The sequence below is a fragment of the Streptomyces sp. NPDC000404 genome, from assembly GCF_040300365.1.
Classification (GTDB): Bacteria; Actinomycetota; Actinomycetes; order Streptomycetales; family Streptomycetaceae; genus Streptomyces; species Streptomyces ramulosus.
Map to the genome: position 1 here is coordinate 116,056 of NZ_JBEPDN010000012.1, position 17,658 is coordinate 133,713.

15 protein-coding genes are annotated in these 17,658 nt (G+C 74.7%); 10 read left to right on the forward strand and 5 right to left on the reverse strand.

Annotated features, from left to right (window positions below; genetic code table 11):
- Positions 1-18 precede the first annotated feature (18 nt).
- Complete coding sequence (locus ABT345_RS23385) at positions 19-1,275, reverse strand: NAD(P)/FAD-dependent oxidoreductase (RefSeq protein ID WP_345091057.1); 1,257 nt, start codon at positions 1,273-1,275, stop codon at positions 19-21.
- 266 nt (positions 1,276-1,541) lie between these two features.
- Between ABT345_RS23385 and ABT345_RS23390 the strand changes: the two genes are divergently transcribed.
- Positions 1,542-2,726 carry a LysR family transcriptional regulator gene (locus tag ABT345_RS23390; RefSeq protein ID WP_345091060.1) on the forward strand — a complete coding sequence of 395 codons (1,185 nt, stop codon included), beginning with the start codon at positions 1,542-1,544 and terminating at the stop codon, positions 2,724-2,726.
- Here ABT345_RS23390 and ABT345_RS23395 read toward each other — a convergent pair.
- Together ABT345_RS23395 and ABT345_RS23400 are read right to left on the reverse strand one after the other, a co-directional pair.
- The gene (locus ABT345_RS23395; RefSeq protein WP_345092172.1) at positions 2,669-3,394 is read right to left on the reverse strand and encodes a FadR/GntR family transcriptional regulator; all 726 of its coding nucleotides are present in this window, start codon (positions 3,392-3,394) and stop codon (positions 2,669-2,671) included. The two genes, ABT345_RS23390 and ABT345_RS23395, sit on opposite strands and share 58 nt — an antisense overlap.
- A 98-nt stretch (positions 3,395-3,492) precedes the next feature.
- Positions 3,493-3,921, reverse strand: coding sequence for an STAS domain-containing protein (locus ABT345_RS23400; RefSeq protein WP_345091063.1), 429 nt, complete (start codon positions 3,919-3,921; stop codon positions 3,493-3,495).
- 493 nt (positions 3,922-4,414) lie between these two features.
- On the opposite strand from ABT345_RS23400, the gene ABT345_RS23405 reads away from it, so the two are divergent.
- From ABT345_RS23405 to ABT345_RS23420, 4 genes are all read left to right on the forward strand, one after another.
- Positions 4,415-5,176, forward strand: coding sequence for a DeoR/GlpR family DNA-binding transcription regulator (locus tag ABT345_RS23405; RefSeq protein WP_345091066.1), 762 nt, complete (start codon positions 4,415-4,417; stop codon positions 5,174-5,176).
- 122 nt (positions 5,177-5,298) lie between these two features.
- Positions 5,299-6,675: an ABC transporter substrate-binding protein gene (locus ABT345_RS23410; protein WP_345091069.1), complete on the forward strand. Its 1,377-nt coding sequence runs from the start codon at positions 5,299-5,301 to the stop codon at positions 6,673-6,675.
- Positions 6,656-7,627, forward strand: coding sequence for a carbohydrate ABC transporter permease (locus ABT345_RS23415; protein ID WP_345091072.1), 972 nt, complete (start codon positions 6,656-6,658; stop codon positions 7,625-7,627). Before ABT345_RS23410 ends, ABT345_RS23415 begins: the two co-directional genes overlap by 20 nt.
- On the forward strand, positions 7,624-8,481 hold the full coding sequence (locus ABT345_RS23420) for a carbohydrate ABC transporter permease (RefSeq protein WP_345091075.1): 858 nt from the start codon (positions 7,624-7,626) through the stop codon (positions 8,479-8,481). The genes ABT345_RS23415 and ABT345_RS23420 overlap by 4 nt, the downstream gene beginning before the upstream one ends.
- Before the next feature lie 33 nt (positions 8,482-8,514).
- Here the strand turns inward: ABT345_RS23420 and ABT345_RS23425 are convergent, their stop codons facing one another.
- Positions 8,515-10,605 carry a SpoIIE family protein phosphatase gene (locus ABT345_RS23425; RefSeq protein ID WP_345091077.1) on the reverse strand — a complete coding sequence of 697 codons (2,091 nt, stop codon included), beginning with the start codon at positions 10,603-10,605 and terminating at the stop codon, positions 8,515-8,517.
- A 336-nt stretch (positions 10,606-10,941) separates the two neighbouring features.
- Between ABT345_RS23425 and ABT345_RS23430 the strand changes: the two genes are divergently transcribed.
- The 3 genes from ABT345_RS23430 to proP all read left to right on the forward strand — a co-directional run bounded on the left by ABT345_RS23430 (position 10,942) and on the right by proP (position 14,614).
- The gene (locus ABT345_RS23430; protein WP_345091080.1) at positions 10,942-12,477 is read left to right on the forward strand and encodes an AMP-binding protein; all 1,536 of its coding nucleotides are present in this window, start codon (positions 10,942-10,944) and stop codon (positions 12,475-12,477) included.
- 118 nt (positions 12,478-12,595) lie between these two features.
- Entirely contained in the window at positions 12,596-12,832 is a 237-nt protein-coding gene (locus ABT345_RS23435) for a hypothetical protein (protein ID WP_345091083.1), read from the forward strand.
- 198 nt (positions 12,833-13,030) lie between these two features.
- Positions 13,031-14,614 carry a glycine betaine/L-proline transporter ProP gene (gene proP, locus ABT345_RS23440; protein WP_345091086.1) on the forward strand — a complete coding sequence of 528 codons (1,584 nt, stop codon included), beginning with the start codon at positions 13,031-13,033 and terminating at the stop codon, positions 14,612-14,614.
- Positions 14,615-14,737: 123 nt separating this feature from the next.
- On the opposite strand, the gene ABT345_RS23445 is transcribed toward proP, so the two are convergent.
- Complete coding sequence (locus tag ABT345_RS23445; protein ID WP_345091089.1) at positions 14,738-15,532, reverse strand: 3-hydroxybutyrate dehydrogenase; 795 nt, start codon at positions 15,530-15,532, stop codon at positions 14,738-14,740.
- 259 nt (positions 15,533-15,791) lie between these two features.
- Here ABT345_RS23445 and ABT345_RS23450 point away from each other — a divergent pair, with 259 nt between their 5' ends.
- Together ABT345_RS23450 and ABT345_RS23455 are read left to right on the forward strand one after the other, a co-directional pair.
- Complete coding sequence (locus tag ABT345_RS23450) at positions 15,792-16,358, forward strand: hypothetical protein (RefSeq protein ID WP_345091092.1); 567 nt, start codon at positions 15,792-15,794, stop codon at positions 16,356-16,358.
- A gap of 162 nt (positions 16,359-16,520) precedes the next feature.
- Positions 16,521-17,654: a hypothetical protein gene (locus ABT345_RS23455; protein WP_345091094.1), complete on the forward strand. Its 1,134-nt coding sequence runs from the start codon at positions 16,521-16,523 to the stop codon at positions 17,652-17,654.
- The last annotated feature ends 4 nt before the right edge of the window (positions 17,655-17,658 follow it).

Genomic DNA, 17,658 nt, shown 5'->3' on the forward strand with positions numbered 1-17,658 from the left:
GGAGCCTCCAGGGGACGGTCAGATGATGTGGGCCTCGGGACGGGTGGGCGTGGCGCCGTCGAAGCGGGCCGCGGAGAGCGGGGTGACGTCGAGGAACGGGGTGCGGCCAAGGCACAGGTCGCGGACGATCTCGCCGACGGCGGGCGCCTGGAGGAAGCCGTGGCCGGAGAAGCCCGTGGCGTACAGGAACCTTCCCTGATGGTTCGGGGGGCGGTCCGCCTCGCCGATGAGGGCGTTGCGGTCCGGCGTCATCTCGTAGAGCCCGGCCCAGCCGTCGCGGACCGGGAGGCGGGCGAGGGCGGGGGCGCGGCGGGCCGCGGCGGCGCGGAAGGGGGTGAGCCATTCGCGGGTGAAGGTCCGGTCGAAGCCGGGCTGTTGGGCGGGGTCGGAGAGGCCCAGGAGGAGGCCGCCGGCGGCGTCGTTGTGGAAGTAGAGGGTGGAGCCGAAGTCGAGGGTGAAGGGGATGCGGGGCGGGGCCGGGTCCAGCGGTCCGGTGAGGGCGATCTGCCGGCGCAGCGGGGTGACCGGCAGCCGCGCCCCGGCCATCTCACCGACGGTCGCGGACCAGGCGCCGGCGCAGCAGATGAGGACGGGCGTGCGGATGGATCCGTACGGGGTGCGGACCGCCTGGAGCCCGGGGGCGGCGGCGGTGTCGACGCCGGTGACCGGGCAGTGGGTGTGGATGCGGGCGCCGAGGCGGCGGGCGGCGCGCAGATAGCCGGTGACGGCGGCTTCGGGGCGGGCGTAGCCGTCGGCGGGTGACCAGGCGGCGGCGGTGAGGGTGTCCGGGTCGGCGTACGGGCACAGGTCGTGGGCCTCGCGCGGGGTGATCAGACGGCTGGGGACGCCGAGGGAGTTCTGCAGCTCGATCCCGGCGGCGAAGAGGTCGCGTTCGGCGGCGTCGCCGAGGAGGAAGAGGTATCCGGCGTGTTCCAGCCCGATGTCGGCGCCGGGGCGGCGGGCGAAGTCGCGCCAGGCGTCGAGGCTGCGCTGTCCGAGGCGGATGTTGAGCGGGTCGGAGAACTGCGCGCGGACGCCGCCGAGGGGTTTGCCGGAGGAGCCGGCGGCGGGGTGGTCGCGTTCGAGGAGGACCACGTCGCCGGCGCCCGCCTCGGCGAGGTGGAAGGCGACGGCGGCGCCGATGACGCCGCCGCCGACGATGACGACATCGGCGTGGCCGGGAAGGCCGGGGAGGGCCGCCGGGGCAGGCGCGGGGCCCGGCGGGTGCGCCCGGTCCGGGGTCTGACCGTCGGTCGGATCTGCGGTGGGAGCCATCGGTTCGCCTTCCCGTCGTCCGGTACCTGGGTGGGTGCGGTGGTGCGGGGGCGGTGCGCCGCCGGGTGGCGCCGCCCGGCGGGCCCGGGACGGCGTCGCGGTGCGCCTCCGGGTGCCTCGATGGTGGGGCCCGGGCGGCCGTACGTCCATGGAGAGTTGCTCCATGTGATCTTTCAGCGGTCCTGCGGATTCCCGGTGGACGGCGCGCGGTGGCGGCGGGTGCGGCCCCCTCCCCCGGCGGAGCGGGCGCCCGTAGATTTGGCGCCATGGAACTCCCGGGCCCGCAGCTCAGAACGCTTCTGGAGCTGGCCCGCGGCGCCACGATGACCGCGGCCGCCGCGGCGCTGGGGTACACGCCCGGCGCGGTGTCGCAGCACATCGCGGCGCTGGAGCGGGCCACCGGCGCGCGGCTGGTGCGGCGGGCGGGCCGCCGGGTGGAGCTGACCGACGCCGGGCGCACCCTCGCGGTGCACGCCGAGCGGATCCTCGCGGCGCAGGCGGCGGCGCTGGCGGCGCTGGAGCGCGGCCGGGGCGAGGTCGCCGGGCGGCTGGTGCTGGGGGTGTTCGGCAGCGCGGCGGCGGTGCTGCTCCCGCCGGCCCTGCACCGGCTGCGCGCCCGGCACCCGGCGGTGCGGGTGGTGAGCCGCGAGGTGGACGTGGACCAGGCGTATGCGGAGGTCTGCGCGGGGCGGGTCGATCTGGCGCTGGGGCTGGACTATCCGGACGCGCCGCTGCCGCGCGACGGCAAGGTGGCGCTGGTGCGGCTGCGGACCGAGCGGTTCGCGCTGGCGGTGCCGGCCGGGTGTCCGCCCGCGGAGGCGGCGGAGGGTGCGCTGCGGCTGGCCCGGGCGGCGGAGTGGGCGTGGATCCTGCCGGCGCCCGCGTCGCACTACGGGCGGGCGATGCGTACCGCGTGCCGCCGCGCCGGGTTCGAGCCGCGGGTGGCGCACGAGGTCACCGACACGGCGACGTCGCTGGCGATGGTCGCGGCGGGGCTGGGCGTGGCGCCGGTGACGGAGCTGATGCTGCGGCTGCGGTCGGAGGGGGTCGCGGTGGTCCCGCTGGAGGACGCGCCGGCGCGGCATCTCGTGGTGGCGGTGGACGCGGTGACCCGGCGGCGGCCCCCGGTCGCGGCGCTGATCGGGGCGTTGGGCGAGGGGCCGGTGGTGCCGGGGGCCGGTGCGGGGGCGGGGGCCGGTGCGGGGGTGGACGGCGCGGTGGCCCCGGATGCGGAAGCCGCCGCGTCCGCGGAAGCTCCTCCGGACGCGGAAGCCGCCCCGGACGCGGCCGGGCCGCGGCACCCGCCGGGGCCCGGGAGTGCGTCCCGTACGGGCGAGGCGGGGCCCGCCGGGGCCCGGGCGGACAGCGCGGCCGCCGGCCCGCCCGCCGGCGGCTACGGCCGGCCGGCCGCCCCGCGGGCCGCCGCGACCCGGCCGCGCACCGGTGCGTAGTGCGCGCCGATCGCCGCCGCGAAGGCGCTCGCGTCGCCGGAGCGGGCGGCGTCGACGACGGCGCGGTGGGCGGCGAGGCTCCGGCGTTCGTCGTCGGGGGTGACCATGCCCAGCTGCGGGCCGACGGCCTGGTGGCTGTCCCACAGCGCCTGGGTCAGCCGGCTGATGAGGTCGTTGCCCAGCGGTTCGACGAGGAGGGTGTGGAAGGCGCGGTCGGCGGCGGTGAAGCCGTCGCCGCCCGCGGGGTGCCGGGCCATCTCCGTGACCAGGTCGTCCAGCGCGTCGAGGTGGGCGGGGGTCAGGGCGGCGACGATGCCGTCGGCGTTGCCGCGTTCGAAGAGTTCGCGGACGTCGACGAGGTCGGCGTAGGCGCGGAAGTCGTCGTCGGGGCTGAGCAGTCCGCGGAAGGTGACGCTCTCGGCCAGCGCCGACAGGCCCAGGCCGCCGACGTAGGTGCCGTGGCCGTGGCGGACCTCGACGATGTCGAGCGCGGCGAGGGACGTGACCGCCTCGCGGACGCTGGAGCGGCTGGCGCCGAGGGTGGCGCACAGCTCGGACTCGGTGGGGAGGGGGTCGCCCGGGCGCATCCGGTGGGCGAGCATATGGCGCTTGATCTCGTCCGCGACCTCCTGCCGGAGCGACGACCGTCCGCGGCGCGCCTGCGCCACCTCAGCACCCGGCACCTGATGCCCCTCTCCCCGTTGCGGCCGGGCGCAGCGTATCAATCGGACATGACGCGGCCGGGCGCCGCGGGAGGGGCCCGCGGTCAGGCGGGGGCCGGGGCCTGCGGTGTCTGCGGGTCCTCCGGCTCCGGGGGCCAGACGGGGCGGCTGGCGAGCGGGACGGCGGCCAGGGCGTGGCCGACGGTCGGGTAGCAGGAGAAGACGCCGAGCGACTGGGTGCCCACCAGCAGGCGCAGCATCCGCACGCCCAGGGAGGCGAGGAGGAGGCGGCCCTCCAGGCGGCGGCAGAGCCATTCCAGGGCGAGCAGGCAGCTCAGACCGCGGGAGTCGCAGAACCGCAGGGCGGTCAGATCGAGCACGAGGAAGCGGTGTCCGGCCGAGACGACGGACCGGGCCTCGGCGAGAAATGCCTGCTCGGTGCGGAGGTCCAGCTCCCCCGTGACACGCAGCACCGCGCACTCGTCCGCCTGGACGAGCGCCGTGACCGCCAGCGACCGCATATCCGCACTCATGCCGTCCAGCGTAAGCGGCCCGGCCGCCGGCCCCGCCGCCGCGGCCGTCCGGGCGCTCGGGGCGTACGCCTGCGGGCGGGCCGGTGCGCGGCGGTGCGGACGGGGGCTCCGCCGCCGCTCAGGGGCCTTTGCGGGGCGCTCCGAACCCCTCGCACGAGTGATCATTCGGGGCCTTGGATGATCTTTTGCGGTCATTCGGGAGCGATTCGGTCAGCCGGTCCGGCCGGAATTCGCCGGGTCGGGTGGGCCCGCAGATGCCCGCGGACCGCGGGGAGCGGTCAAACGGGCAGCCTCCGGATCACGGGACCGCAACGGAGCGGACCGGCACGGGCAGAAGCGGGCATTTTTTCTCTCCCTGCGGGCAGCGGGACGCCCCGGTTCGGTTGCTATAAACCTCGGGCGGGCAGAAACGGGCAGGTCCATGACCGAACGGATCGGCGCGCGCACCCTGATCCGTGCCCGAGCGGGCCGACGTACAGCGCAGGAGAGAACCATGAGGGCCGAGGAACGTCAGCACCGGATCCTCGTGCTCGCCCGGCAGACCGGCCGGGTGGAGGTCGCCGACGCCGCCGAGGAGTTCGCCGTCGCCCGGGAGACCGTCCGGCGGGACCTGAGCGAGCTGGAGCGGCGCGGTCTGGTGCGGCGCACCCACGGCGCCGCCTACCCGGTCGAGAGCGCGGGGTTCGAGACGACGCTGGCGCGCCGGGAGACCCAGCAGGTCCCCGAGAAGCGCCGGATCGCGGCGGCCGCGGCGCAGCTGCTCGGCGAGGCGGAGACCGTCTTCGTCGACGAGGGGTACACCCCGGAGCTGGTCGCCGGGCTGCTCCCGGCCGACCGGCCGCTGACCGTGATCACCCCGTCGCTGCGCACCGCCTCCCTGGTGTCGGCCAACGAGTCCGCGACCGTGCTGCTGGCCGGCGGCCGGGTCCGCGCCGGGACGCAGGCGACCGTCGGCTCCTGGGCGCGGGACATGCTCGCCCGCTTCGTCATCGACCTGGCGTTCCTCGGCGCCAACGGCATCTCCCGTGAGCACGGTCTGACCACGCCGGATCCGGCGGTCGCCGAGGTCAAGGAGCAGGCCGTGCGGTCCTCGCGGCGGCGGGTGCTGGTGGGGGTGCACAGCAAGTTCGGGGCGAGCAGCTTCTGCCGGTTCGCCGCGATCGGGGACGTGCACACCGTCGTCACCGACGCCGGGCTGTCCGCGCCGGAGGCCCACCGCTACTCCCTCCTGGGGCCGCAGGTGCTCCGGGTCTGACCCGGGCGGGCCACCGTCCGCCGCCGTTCCCGCGGCCCGCCGGCCGCTCCTCGCCCCCGTGCGGGCCGCCGCGTCCCCGGGCGCCGCGGTCCGGACCCGACCCGTCCAGAAAGGTACGAGCCGTGAGAGCACGCTCCCCCGGAATCCGCCGGGCCCGCACGGCGGCGCCGGCCGCCCTCGTCCTGGCCCTGACGCTGACCTGCACCGGCTGCTACCGCGGCGCCGGTGACACCGGCAACGACGGCAGCGACACGATCAACGTCCTGATGGTCAACAACCCGCAGATGGTCGACCTCCAGCGGCTGACCGCCCGGCACTTCACCGCGCGGACCGGCATCAAGGTGCACTTCACGCTGCTGCCGGAGGACGATCTGCGCGACAAGATGAGCCAGGACTTCTCCAGCCAGGCCGGGCAGTACGACGTCGCGAGCCTGAGCAACTACGAGACCCCGATCTACGCCCGCAACGGCTGGCTGACGCCGCTGGGCGAACGCGCCGCGAAGGACCCGGAGTTCGACCAGCAGGACATCCTGGCGCCGGTCCGCTCCTCGCTGACCGCGGCGGACGGGAAGGTCTACGCCGAGCCGTTCTACGGCGAGTCGTCGTTCCTGATGTACCGCAAGGACGTCCTCGCCGCGGCGGGGCTGACCATGCCCGCGCATCCGACGTGGCGTCAGGTCGCCGCGCTGGCCGCGAAGCTGGACGGCGCCGAGAAGGGCATGAAGGGCATCTGCCTGCGCGGTCAGCCCGGTTGGGGTCAGCTGGCCGCGCCGCTGACCACCGTCGTCAACACCTTCGGCGGCACCTGGTTCGACAAGGACTGGAAACCGCGCGTCGACTCCCCCGAGTTCACCCGGGCCACGCGGTTCTACGTCGACCTGATACGCGAGCACGGCGAGGCGGGCGCCCCGCAGGCCGGCTACACCGAGTGCCTCAACGACATGCAGCAGGGCAAGGTCGCCATGTGGTACGACGCGACGGCGGGCGCCGGTTCGCTGGAGAGCGACGGCTCCAAGGTCGCCGGGAAGATCGGCTACGCACCGGCGCCGGTGGAGAAGACGAAGAGTTCCGGGTGGCTCTACACCTGGGCCTGGGGCGTGCAGAAGGCGAGCCGGCATCAGGACGCCGCCTGGAAGTTCGTCTCCTGGGCGTCCGGCAAGGGCTACGAGCGGCTGGTCGGCAAGGAGTTGGGCTGGTCGCGGACGCCGGGCGGCAAACGCGCCTCGCTCTACCGCGATCCGGAGTACCGCGAGGAGTCCGGCGCCTTCGCCGCCGCGACCGAGGAGGCGATCCGCACCGCGCGGCCCGACGATCCGGGGGTGCAGCCGCGGCCGGCGCCCGGGATCCAGTTCGTCGGCATACCCGAGTTCTCCGACCTGGGCACCAAGGCGTCCCAGGAGATCAGCGCGGCCATCGCGGGCAAGCAGAGCGTGGCCGCCGCCCTCGCCGAGAGCCGGCGGCTCGCCCAGGAGGTGTCCGATGCCTACACCGACCGCTGAGACCGCTCGTCCGGCCACCGCGTCCGGTGGTGCGGCGCCCGTGCGGGGGCCGGCCGCCCGGCGGGCGAAGGAGTGGGCGCGGCGGGCGCCGCTGCTGCCCGCGCTGGTGTTCCTGATCATCGTGACCCAGCTGCCGTTCGTGGCGACGGTGGTGCTCTCCTTCACCCGCTGGAACGCGCTCGCGCCGGACCGCCGCGGCTTCGCCGCCCTCGACAACTACGCCGCGGTCCTCACCGACCCGGCGCTGCGCGCCTCGGTCGCCACGACGGTGCTGCTGACGGTGGTTGTGGTCCTGGTCAGCCTGGTGCTGGGGCTGGGGCTCGCGCTGCTGCTGGACCGGAAGTTCTTCGGCCGGGGCGTGGTGCGCACGCTGCTGATCACGCCGTTCCTGGTGGTGCCGGTGGCCGCCGCGCTGCTGTGGAAGCACGCGCTGTACAACGCGTCGTACGGGCTGCTCAACGGCGCGTTGACCGCGGTGTGGCGGCTCTTCGGCAGCGACGGCGCGCCGCAGCCGGACTGGATGACGTCCGCGCCGCTGGCCGCCGTCGAGACCGCGCTGATCTGGCAGTGGACGCCGTTCATGATGCTGATCCTGCTGGCCGGGCTGCAGTCGCGGCCGGCGGATGCGATCGAGGCGGCGCGGATGGACGGCGCCGGGGCGTTCGCGATCTTCCGGTATCTGACGCTGCCGCATCTGCGCCGCTATCTGGAGCTGGCGGCGCTGCTGGGCACGGTGTACGTGGTGCAGAACTTCGACGCGGTGTTCACCATCACCTCGGGCGGGCTGGGCACCGCCAATCTGCCGTACACCCTCTACCAGACCTTCTACCAGGCCCACGACTACGGGCGGGCGTCGGCGCAGGGGGTGGTGGTCGTGCTGTGTTCGCTGCTGGTGGCGACCTTCGCGCTGCGCACCGTGTCGTCCCTGCTCCGCGAGGAGATCACCCGATGACCACGTCCACCGCGCCCGTCTCCCTGCGGCGCCGCCGCCGCGTCAACGGCCTGCTGGGGCTGGTGGCCTGGCTCTCGGGGATCGCGTTCTTCCTGCCGGTCGCCTGGATGGTGCTGACGTCGCTCCACGGCGAGCAGGACGCGGCGACCAACCCGCCCTCGCTCACCGCGCCGCTGACGCTCGACGGCTACCGCGAGTTCTTCGGCGCGAGCGGCGGCCTCAGCCCGTGGCCGCCGCTGGTCAACTCGCTGACCGCCTCGGTCCTCTCCACCCTGCTGGTGCTGCTGCTCGCGGTCCCGGCGGCGTACGCGCTGTCGATCCGGCCGGTGCGCAAGTGGAGCGATGTGCTGTTCTTCTTCCTGTCGACGAAGATGCTGCCGCTGGTCGCCGGGTTGCTGCCGGTCTATCTCGTCGCGCAGAACACCGGGATGCTGGACAACGTCTGGCTGCTGGTCCTCCTCTACACCTCGATGAACCTGCCGATCGCGGTGTGGATGATGCGGTCGTTCCTCGCGGAGGTGCCGGTCGAGATGCTGGAGGCGGCGTCGCTGGACGGTGCGGGGCTCGCCACCACGCTGCTGCGGATCGTCGGCCCGGTGGCGCTGCCCGGTATCGCCGCCACCTCGCTGATCTCGTTCCTCTTCAGCTGGAACGAACTGCTCTTCGCGCGGGTGCTGACCGGCGTGGTGGCGGGCACCTCGCCGGTGTTCCTGACCGGTTTCGTCACCAGCCAGGGCCTCTTCCTCGCGAAGGTCTGCGCGGCGGCCACGGTGATCTCGCTGCCGGTGCTGGCGGCCGGTTTCGCCGCCCAGGACAAGCTGGTGCAGGGGCTGTCCCTGGGGGCGGTGAAGTAGCCGGGGCCCCGGCCGGCCCCGTGCGCCGGGTGGTCAGGTGCGCGGGGTCAGGCCGGTGGCGTGGGCGACGAGCAGGGCGACGTCGTCGTGGTCGTGGGGGTGGCGCAGCGCGGCCAGCAGGTGGTCGCACAGCTCCTCCAGGTCGTCGTGGGGTGCGGCCAGCAGGTCGACGAGGCGCTCCAGACGCCGGTCGAGCGGGACGTCGCGGGTCTCCACCAGCCCGTCGGTGTAGAGCACCAGACGGTCGCCGGGGTCCAGCGGGACGACGGTCTGCTCGAAGGGGACGCCGCCGACGCCGAGCGGTGCGCCGGTCGGCAGCTCGATGAGGAGGGGCCGCGGTCCGGGGCGGACGACGACGGGCGGCAGATGCCCGGCGCTCGCCATCCGGCACTCCCCGGCGTGCGGGTCGTAGACGGCGTAGATGCAGGTGGCGAAGGCCGGGTCGAGTCCGGCGGCGGCGTGGTCGAGGTGGCGCAGCACCTCGGCGGGCTCCAGGTCGAGGTCGGCGAGGGCGCGGGTGGTGGTGCGCAGCTGCCCCATGGTGGCCGCCGCGTTGATGCCGCTGCCCATGACGTCGCCGACGACGAGCGCGGTCTTGTCGCCGGCCACCGCGAGGGCGTCGAACCAGTCGCCGCCGACCTCCCCGGCGGCGCGGGCCGGCTGGTAGCGGTGGGCGATGGCCATCCCGGTGGGCTGTGCGGGCGCCTCGCTCATCAGATGGCGCTGGAGGGTCAGCGCGGTGCGGCGTTCGCTCTGGTACGAGCGGGCGTTGTCGATGCAGACGGCGGCGCGGGCGGCGAGCTCGACGGCGAGGACCACGTCGTCCTCGTCGAACGGCGCCTCGTTGCGGACGCGGTAGAGCGACACGGCGCCGAGGACGTCGCCGCGGGCGATCAGCGGGACGCCGAGGTAGGAGCGGAGCCCGGCGCGCGCCAGGGCCGCGGCGCCCTTCTCGTCGGCGGCGATCCGCGGCAGGTCCTCGGGGCGCACCCGGGCGAGGAGCACCGGGCGGCCGGTGGTCACGCACCGGGTGATGACGCGCTCGGCGTCGTAGGAGGCGAGCTGTCCGGCCGGGTCGAGCGCCTGCTCGGCATCGGTGGGACGGGCGCTGGCGACGGCGAGCGCCCGGAAGCGCACCGGGCCGTCGGGGACGGGCGGGAGCGGGCGGCGGCCCTCCAGGACGGAGTCGAGGACGTCGACGGCGGCGAGGTCGGCCAGCTCCGGGACGACGACGTCGGCGAGTTCGCGGGCGGTGCGGTCGACGTCGAGGGTGGTGCCGACGGTGGCGGAGGCGTCGGCGATGACGGCGAGGCGGCGGCGGGCGCGGGCCGCCTCGGTGGCGGCGCGGTGGTGGTCGGTGACGTCCAGCACCGAGGAGGCGACGCCCAGCACCTGGCCGCCGGGGCCCTCCAGCCGGTAGTGGGAGACGGACCAGGCGTGTTCGGTGCCGGGGTCGTCGGGCGGACGGCCGACGGTGACCTGGTCGAGGCGCGGGGTGCCGGTGGCGAGGACCTTGCGCATGCTGGTCATCAGCATGTCGGAATCGAGGAACCGCAGGCAGGCGTCGGGGCGCAGCCCGAGCTGGGCGCCCGCGGGCTGGCCGTTGAGGCGTTCCAGCGCCGGGTTGACCATGACGTACCGCAGGTCGGTGTCGAGGACGGCGAGGCCGATCGGGGACTGGGCGACGAGGCGGACGGAGAGCGCGAGATCGCGTTCGATGCGGCGCAGCAGCTGACGGTCGCAGGCCATGCCGAGGGCGTAGACGCGGCCCTCGGCGTCGGTGAGCCGCATGTTGCGGAATTCGACGAGCAGGGTGGTGCCGTCCTTGTGCCGGACCGGGAAGGAGCCGGACCAGGGGGTGCCGTCGGCCATGACCTGGGCGAACAGCTGGAGGACGAGTTCGGTGTGCTCCGGCGGGACCAGCAGCGGGGCGGCGGGGCGGCCCAGCGCCTCCGCGGCGCTCCAGCCGAAGAGGGCCTCGGCCTGCGGGCTCCACAGCGTGATCCGGCCACGCGCGTCGAGGACCACCGCGGCCACGCCCAGCGCGTCGAGAAGGCCCCCCGCGTCCCCCGATGCCGCCCCGGCGGGGCCCACGTCGCCGGGGAACGCGTCGGTCGCCCCCATCCAGGCACTCCTTCCGCCGGTCACGGGCGGCGCCCGGGGCACCGTCCGTTTTCCGCCGTGCTGCGCTGCGCACCATCATCCCTCGCGGGCGCCGAGTCGGCCATGGACGGGCGCCGCGGCGGCGGCAACACGGGGCTGAGCGGCGCCGTGACACCGCTTTGACGAGCGCTTTCGGGGCCGGTGCGGGGCCGCGGCGGCAGACGTCCGAATCCCGACCCTCCGATTGGAGGTGGGATTCGCGAGCCACTACGCTCCTTTTAGTTGCCTCTAGCAACTAATTCTTTCCTTACATTGCCCGCCCGCGCGCCCCGTCGCCGGTCCCAGGAGGATCCCCCCATGTCCGCAGCCGCCCCGCCATTCCGTACGCACGTGGAGGAGATCCTCGACGTCCTCGCCGCCCACCCGGACCGCGAGATACTGATTCACCAGGGCCGCCGGATCACCGGCGGCGAGCTGCGCGACCTCATCCACCGCCTCGCCCGCGCCCTGCGCGCCCGGGGCGTGACCCGCGGCGACACCGTCACCCTGCTCAGCGGCAACATCCCCGAGGTCCTCGCCGCCCGCTACGCCGCGGGCCTGCTCGGCTGCCGCATCAACCACCTCTACAACAAGCTCTCCGCCGCCGCCCAGGCCGCCATCGTGCGCGATGTGGAGACCCGGGCGCTGATCGTCGACCCGCGGCAGGCCGAACGCGCCGCCGAGCTGGCCGAGTCGGCGCCGGGCCCGGACGTGCTGATGCTCGGCCCCGCCAAGACCGGCAGCGATCTGCTGGAGCTGGCCGCCGCGCAGAGCGCCGAGCCGGTGGCGAGCGAGGCCCGCCCCGACGACATCTGCCTCATCCGCCACACCGGCGGCACCACCGGCCACCCCAAGGGCATCTGCAGCACCTTCGACCAGGGGCGCTGGGACCGCGGCGGGATGTTCGACGAGGAGCTGCCCCGCCAGCTCGTCTGCACCACCCTCGCGCACGCCGCGGGCCTGCTCGCCGATGCCACCCTGCGCCACGGCGGCACCGTCGTCCTGCACGACGACTTCGACCCGGGCGAGGTCCTCGCCGCCATCGAGCGCGAGCGGATCACCCACCTCTTCGTCCTGCCGCCGCTGCTGTACGAGCTGATCGACCACCCCGCCTCGGCGGCCACCGACACCGGCAGCCTGCGGTATCTGACGTACGGCGGCTGCCAGGCGTCGCCCGCCCGCCTCGCCGACGCCGTCGAGCGGTTCGGCCCGGTGCTGATGCAGGTCTACGGCCAGAACGAGGCCGGCGGCGTCTCCTTCCTCAGCCCCGAGGACCACGACCCGGCGCGCCCGGAGCGGCTCCGCTCGGCCGGAAAGATCATCCCCGGCGTCGAGGTCGCCGTCCGCGACGAGGCCGGCAACGACCTCCCCGCGGGCGAGGCCGGCGAGCTGTGCGTGCGCTCCGACATGACCATGAAGGGCTACTGGAAGCAGCCGGAGCTGACCGCCGAGGTCATGCGGGACGGCTGGGTGCGCACCGGCGACATCGGCTTCGTCGACGCCGACGGCTACGTCACCATCGTCGACCGCATCAAGGACATGATCGTCGTGGTCGGCGGCCATGTGTACACCACCGAGCTGGAGGACCTGCTCAACACCCATCCGCAGGTCCGCCAGAGCGCGGTCTACGGCGTCCGCGACAGCGACCGGATGGAGCGGGTGCACGCCGCCGTCGTCCTCGCGCCCGGCTCGGACGTCGACGAGGCGCAGCTGCGCACCCTGGTCCGCGACACCCGCGGCGCGATGTACGAACCGGCCCGCATCACCTTCCTGGACGCGCTGCCGCTGACCGATGCGGGCAAGCCCGACAAGAAGCTGCTGCGGGCGGCGGCCGAGGCGGAAGCGGGGCGCTGATCTCGCCGGGGGAATCGCTCACGCGATCGGCCGAGCACGGGGTGCGTGCACGTTTCGCGGGGGGCGGGCCGGGGTGATCTGTGAATCGATCGCATCCCCCGCACTCTCAGGAGTCTTCATGCGCATGCGCGCCGTCCTCTCCGCCGCCGCCCTCGCCGCCACCCTCGTCCTGGGCGGTGCCGGCTCCGCCATGGCCGGTGGCGACAAGGACCACCACGACGACCACTCCACCCACTCCAGCGGCGACGCCAAATTCGGCGCCTGCGGCCTCGGCGCCGCCATCATCGGCGGCAACCCGATCTTCGACGAGGGCTGCCTGGGCGGCTCCCTGAAGTGGCTGGACGAGTGGAAGTGACCCGGCTTCCCGCTTCCTGAGCGGGATCCCACGGCAGCCGGCCGCCACCCCCGCGGGTGGCGGCCGGTTTCCGTGTCCGGCGGCGGGCGCCACCCCGGTGGGCGACACGCTGGGCCGAAGGAGCCACCCCCGAACCAGGACATCGCGGGCAATAATCCGTCGTCATGCTCCTCTCGACATCGTCATGGACGGGGTGACATGCCCCCTGGACGCCGCACACCGCAGGCGCGGCGGGGCCGGGGCTCCGCCCGCGGCAACGCCGTCAACGACCGTCTGCTCCGCATCCTGCTGCGCCGCCGCAAGCACGCCCTGAGCGCCGCGGACGTCACCGTCGCCGACCGCCCCCAGGTCCGCCGCGCGGTATCCGCCGCCGCGCTCGGCAACACCATGGAATGGTTCGACTTCGGCGTCTACGCCTATCTGGCCGGGACGCTGGGCAAGGTGTTCTTCCCCGCCAGCTCCCCCGGCGCGCAGGTCGTCTCCGCGTTCGCCACCTTCGCCGCCGCCTTCCTCGTCCGGCCGCTGGGCGGGCTGGTCTTCGGGCCGCTGGGCGACCGCATCGGCCGCAAACGCGTCCTCGCCGCGACCATGATCATGATGGCGGTCAGCACCTTCGCGGTGGGTTTCCTGCCCACCTACACGGCCATCGGCTTCGCCGCGCCGCTCCTGCTGCTGGTCTGCCGTCTCGTCCAGGGGTTCTCCACGGGCGGCGAGTACGCGGGCGCCACGACGTACATCGCCGAGTACGCGCCCGACAAGCGGCGCGGCTTCCTCGGCAGCTGGCTCGACTTCGGCACCTTCGTCGGCTACTCGCTCGGCTCCGGGCTGGTCACCGTGCTCACCGCGGTCCTCGGCGACGACGGGATGACCGGCTGGGGCTGGCGGCTGCCGTTCCTGGTGGCCGGGCCGCTCGGGCTGATCGGCCTGTACATGCGGCTGCACCTGGAGGAGACGCCCGCGTTCGAGCGGGAGGCCGAGGCGGCGCGCGAGGAGGCGGAGCGGATCCGCAGCGCGGGCGGCGAGGACCCCGTCGAGGTGGCCCGGCAGTCCGGCCACGGCCGGCTGAAGGAGATCTTCACCCGCCACTGGCAGGCGGTCCTCATCTGCATGGGTCTGGTGCTGCTCTACAACGTCACCAACTACATGGTCACGTCCTACCTGCCGACCTTCATGAGCGAGACGCTGCACCAGGACGCCCTCACCGCGCAGCTGCTGGTGCTCGGCACGATGATCGTGGTGGTGCTGACGATCACCACCGTCGGCCGCACCTCGGACCGCTGGGGCCGGCGCCCCGTCTTCATGGCGGGCAGCATCGCCCTGATCCTGCTGGCGGCGCCCGCGGTGCTGCTGATCCGCGCCGGCGGCGTTCTGCTGCCCGCCGCCGGCTGTCTGATCCTGGGCCTGCTGCTGGTCTGCTTCGCCGGGACCTCGGCCGCCACGCTGCCCGCGCTGTTCCCGACCCGGCTGCGCTACGGCGCGCTGTCGATCGCCTTCAACATCTCCGTGTCGCTCTTCGGCGGGACGACGCCGCTGTTCGCCTCCGCCCTCGTCCAGGCGACCGGCGACACGATGGTCCCGGCCTACTACCTGATGGTGGCGGGCCTCATCGGCCTGGTGGCGACGTTCTTCCTGCACGAGACGGCGGGCAAGCCGCTGCGCGGCTCCGGCCCGATGGTCGAGACGACGGAGCAGGCGCGGCAGCTCGTCGCCCGCAGCCGGACGCAGGCCGGGCGCCGCGCCCGCGATCTCTGGATCCGGCTGCGCCACCCCTGGGCCCGCTGACCGCACGACGGCGCCCCGCCCTCCGGCGACGGGGGCGGGGCACGGGCGGGCCCGACCGGGCGACCGCACCGGGCCCCGGCGGCGCGGACGGCCCCGGTGCGGCGACGGCCCGCCGCGCCGCGCTCAGTGCGCCGTCCAGCCCCCGTCCAGCGACAGCGACGCACCGGTGACGAACGCCGCCCCCGGCGAGCAGAGGTAGGCCACCGTCTCGGCGACCTCCGCCGGCTCCACCAGCCGCTTCATCGCGGACCGCACCAGCAGCACTTCCTCCAGCACCCGCTCCTCGGGGATGCCGTGCGCCTCGGCCTGATCGGCGATCTGCCTCTCGACGAGCGGGGTGCGGACATAGCCGGGGTTGACGCAGTTGGAGGTGACGCCGTGCGGGGCGCCCTCCAGCGCCGCGGTCTTCGACAGTCCCTCCAGCCCGTGCTTGGCCGCGACGTACGCGGACTTGTACGGCGAGGCGCGCAGCCCGTGGACGGAGGAGATGTTGACGATGCGGCCCCAGCCGGCCCCGTACATGTGCGGCAGCGCGCCGCGCAGCAGCCGGAAGGGGGCCTCCAGCATGATCGTCAGCACGTCGTGGAACGCCTCGGGCGGGAACTCCTCGATGGGGCGGACGAGTTGGATGCCCGCGTTGTTGACGAGGACGTCGCAGCCGGCGGCGGCCCGCTCGGCCGCGTCGAGGTCGGTCAGATCGAGGGTGCGGGGTTCGACGGCGCCGGGCAGGCCGCCGGGGAGCGCGTCGAGGAGGCGGGTCAGGCCGTCCTCGTCGCGGTCGACGGCGCGCACGGTCGCACCGGCGGCGGCGAGCCGCAGCGCGCAGGCGCGTCCGATGCCGCCGGCGGCGCCGGTGACCAGCGCCGTCCGGCCGCCGAGGTCGAGGGATACCTGTCCGGGTGTTCCCATCATGGTCATGACGGCACCCTACGGGCCGGGCCCACGGGCCCCGTAGGGTTCGCGCCGCCCCAGGAGCCACCGGCCGGATCCGGCCCGGCACGCGGCGCTCGGTCGGGCGGCGGAGCGCGCGGCGCCACCGTCACGAGCCGCCGGGGTGCGCGCCGCGCCGGCCGTCCCCGGTGGCGCTCACCCGGTCGGCCGCCCCGGATCGCCGTACCGCTCCCGGGCTCCTACCGTCCGAAGATGCAGTACGCCACCGACACCAGGGGGTCCGACCATGCGCCGACTGCTCGCCGTGCCGACCGTGCTGCTCGCCCTCGCCGCCGCCGCGTGCTCCGGCGGCGAGCGGGCCGCGGACACCGCGGCCTCCTCCCGCACCCGTGCGCCCGGCCAGGCGCCGACGCCGACCGGCAGCGCGCCGACCGTGCCGGGACAGCCGGTCGGGTGCGGCACGATCCGCGATGCGCTCGGCACCGCGCACGACGTGGCCCTCTTCGCGGACCCGGGCGCCGACGGCACGGTGGGCTGCGGTGAGGCCCACGACGTGATGGCCGATTTCTTCCGCCGGGCGCCGCAGGACGGCGGTGACACCGCCGGCTCCCTCTCCGTCCGCGGCTGGCTCTGCCGCTACGAGGGCGGCCCGACCGGCACCTGGGTCAGCAGCTGCCGCAAGGACCGCCTGGAGATGCACACCGAGGAGCCCGAAGGGCCGCCCTCCGACGCGCCGGGCTCCCCCTCCGACGAACCCGGCTCCCCCTCCGACTCCCCCGACGAGTCCCAGCTCCCGCCGCTGCCGGACGACTCCAGCACGCCGGTGGACGATCCGTCGACCGAGGAGCTGTGAGCCGGGGCGAGCTGCCCGTTCGTCCCCGTACGGCATACCCGAAGGGCATCGGGCCGGGCGTCACCGCTGCCCCCGGCGCCACCCGTCCGTACCTGTTCCCGGGCGCCCCGGTCCCGTAGCGTCCGGTTCCGCCTTGTGCCGCACCACCGGAACGGAGTTTTCGTGCACGCCTGGGAACAGCATCGGCCCGCCGCCGCACGGGCGCAGGCCCCCGCCCGGCAGCACGTCCGGCAACCCGCCGGCGGCGGGGCGCCGGACGTGGCCTTTCTGCAGCGGACGGCGGGGAACGCCGCGGTGGCGCGGCTGCTCGGGACGGCGGTGCAGCGGGCCACCGGGGCGGCGGACGGCGGCGCCCAGGGGTTCGAGAAGGTCTCCGCGGGCGGGCACCTCGCGCTCCGCGGCCGCCAGGAGGCGTACGCGTCGGAGACGATGTTCGCCCAGGCCAACGCCCGGCTGGCGGCTCTGGACCGGGTGGCGATCACGCTGCGGCGCGGGGAGCCCGTGCGGGTCGGCGCGGAGCGGCTCTTCCGGGTGCTGCCCGTGTACAAGAGCGCGGAACGGGCGAAGGCCTCCGGATCGGCGGAGCACGAGCCGGTGCACGGGGACGACGACGCCCGGCGCGCCGGCAAACGCGCCGCCTACCAGCGGTCCCTGGCGCGGCCCCCGGAGTTCGAGCAGCTCAACGCCCTCGCGCTGCGCGTCAGCAAACTGCTCGGCAGCGCGAAGGAGCCGGCCGGCCGGTCCGTCGACGGCGTCCGCGAGGAAGCCATGACGCTGACGCTGAAGACGATGGGCGGCGGCTGGCTGAGCGCGCACTTCCCCTACCCGGAGCAGTTCGGGCGCGACGGGCTGAAGGACATGCGGGACTTCCTGCCGAAGCTGGCCCTCGCGTACGCCGAGCAGATCGCCGTCGGGGCGGGGCAGGAGGCGCAAGTCGACGAACTGCTGATCACGCTGCCGAACGACTGCCAGGCCGCGGCCCAGCGGCTCATCGGCCGCCCCGAGAACGGCCTCGGCCACCGCCGCGAGCGGCCGGAGGTGGGCGAGAACCACTACATCGACCTGAGCGGCGCGGCGCCGGACGGCTGGCAGAACCACTTCGCCGCCGTCATCATGCGCGACGGCCCGCACTCCCTCACCTACGAGGCCGCCGCCAACCGCGACGCCGTGCTGCAGGAGGGCAAGTCCCTGGGGTATTTCGCCCTGTACGGCGCCACGCAGGCCGAGGACTCCTTCGACGCGGTCATCGGCGCCCAGAACCAGGCGTACTCGGCGGCGTCCACGGCTCACGGCTGACCGC

What these genes read in the sequence shown, in the direction of transcription:
- ABT345_RS23445 (WP_345091089.1), bottom strand. Translation starts at nt 15,532, where the DNA reads ATGACCATGATGGGAACACCCGGACAGGTATCCCTCGACCTCGGCGGC.
- ABT345_RS23400 (WP_345091063.1), bottom strand. Translation starts at nt 3,921, where the DNA reads ATGAGTGCGGATATGCGGTCGCTGGCGGTCACGGCGCTCGTCCAGGCG.
- ABT345_RS23435 (WP_345091083.1), top strand. Translation starts at nt 12,596, where the DNA reads ATGCGCATGCGCGCCGTCCTCTCCGCCGCCGCCCTCGCCGCCACCCTC.
- ABT345_RS23425 (WP_345091077.1), bottom strand. Translation starts at nt 10,605, where the DNA reads ATGGGGGCGACCGACGCGTTCCCCGGCGACGTGGGCCCCGCCGGGGCG.
- ABT345_RS23450 (WP_345091092.1), top strand. Translation starts at nt 15,792, where the DNA reads ATGCGCCGACTGCTCGCCGTGCCGACCGTGCTGCTCGCCCTCGCCGCC.
- ABT345_RS23385 (WP_345091057.1), bottom strand. Translation starts at nt 1,275, where the DNA reads ATGGCTCCCACCGCAGATCCGACCGACGGTCAGACCCCGGACCGGGCG.
- ABT345_RS23430 (WP_345091080.1), top strand. Translation starts at nt 10,942, where the DNA reads ATGTCCGCAGCCGCCCCGCCATTCCGTACGCACGTGGAGGAGATCCTC.
- ABT345_RS23390 (WP_345091060.1), top strand. Translation starts at nt 1,542, where the DNA reads ATGGAACTCCCGGGCCCGCAGCTCAGAACGCTTCTGGAGCTGGCCCGC.
- ABT345_RS23420 (WP_345091075.1), top strand. Translation starts at nt 7,624, where the DNA reads ATGACCACGTCCACCGCGCCCGTCTCCCTGCGGCGCCGCCGCCGCGTC.
- ABT345_RS23415 (WP_345091072.1), top strand. Translation starts at nt 6,656, where the DNA reads ATGCCTACACCGACCGCTGAGACCGCTCGTCCGGCCACCGCGTCCGGT.
- ABT345_RS23405 (WP_345091066.1), top strand. Translation starts at nt 4,415, where the DNA reads ATGAGGGCCGAGGAACGTCAGCACCGGATCCTCGTGCTCGCCCGGCAG.
- proP (WP_345091086.1), top strand. Translation starts at nt 13,031, where the DNA reads ATGCCCCCTGGACGCCGCACACCGCAGGCGCGGCGGGGCCGGGGCTCC.